The sequence below is a fragment of the Pseudomonas fuscovaginae SE-1 genome, assembly GCF_000364705.1.
In the GTDB taxonomy this organism is placed as follows: domain Bacteria; phylum Pseudomonadota; class Gammaproteobacteria; order Pseudomonadales; family Pseudomonadaceae; genus Aquipseudomonas; species Aquipseudomonas fuscovaginae_A.
Genome location: NZ_AQOH01000187.1, coordinates 1 through 1206, shown reverse-complemented (window position 1 = coordinate 1206; position 1206 = coordinate 1). Strand labels below are relative to the sequence as shown.

At 65.4% G+C, this 1206-nt stretch carries 1 protein-coding gene; it reads right to left on the bottom strand.

Going from position 1 to position 1206, the window contains the following annotated elements:
• The coding region (locus tag K675_RS0117280) for a condensation domain-containing protein (protein WP_026145287.1) at positions 1-1206 on the bottom strand (1206 nt) is incomplete at both ends.

Genomic DNA, 1206 nt, shown 5'->3' with positions numbered 1-1206 from the left:
GCGGGCCTGGGCCACATAGTTGCGATACGGCACCGGGCTGCCCAGTTGCCCGGCCTGCCCCAACAGGTGCGCCTGGATTTCATCGCGCACCACCTCCAGGGCGGTATGGTCCAGGGCCATGTGATGGAAGCGCAACATCGCCACCCAGCGCCGTTGGCCTTCGTCCTCGGCGAATGCCAGTTGCATCAGGGGGGCCTGGGTCACGTCCAGCTTTGAGTAACGGGTGTCGAAACGCTCCCTGAGCTGATCCGCCACCTCACCGGAACGGGGATCGAACGACAGAACCTCGCAATGCAGGCGGGCCTGGCGCCAGACCACCTGGACCGGCTGGTCCAGATCTTGCCAGTGCACGGCGGTGCGCAGGATGTCATGTCGGTCGATGACCTGTTGCAACGCCTGGGCAAAGTCGTCCAGTCGCTGGCGGTCCGGTGCGGTGAACAGGGCATGGAGGACGTAGGGATCGCCTGCGCCGGCTGACAGGTGGTGATAGAGAATCCCCTCCTGCAGCGGTGCCAGCGGGTAGATGTCCTGCACGTTCGCCGCGCCGCCCGGCACATTGGCGACAATCCGGTCGATCGCGGCCTGGTCCAGGTCGATCAGCGGCAGCATGTCCGGGGTGATGTGCTCACAGTCTGGCGCAATGGCGTTGGCCGGCACCATGACTTCACTTGCGCCGCCCACGGCAGCGGCCAGCGCCGCCAGGGTCGGCTGGCTGAACAGCGCCTGGACATCGACGTTGAGGCCGGCCTGGCGCATATGGCCGATCAGGCTGACCGCCAGCAGCGAGTGGCCACCCAGTTCAAAGAAATGATCATGGCGTCCGACCTGTTCGACCTTGAGCAAGTCGCCCCAGATCCGCGCCAGGATGATTTCGGTTTCGCCTTGTGGGGCTTCGTAGCCACAGCGGACCACTGCGTCGAGGTCCGGTGCCGGCAGGGCCTTGCGGTCCAGCTTGCCGTTTGGCGTCAGCGGCAGTTGTTCCAGAGCGACGTAGGCCGCCGGGACCATGTATTCCGGCAGCTTTTCCTGCAGGTGACGGCGCAGGTTGTCGATTTCCACCGAGGTGTGGCCCTCGGCCAGGGTGTAATAGGCAACCAGGCGCTTGTCGCCCGGCACATCTTCGCGGGCGGTGACCACCGCTTCGTGGATGGCCGGGTGTTTGGCCAGGCGGGCGTCGATTTCGCCCAGTTCGATACGGAAACCGCG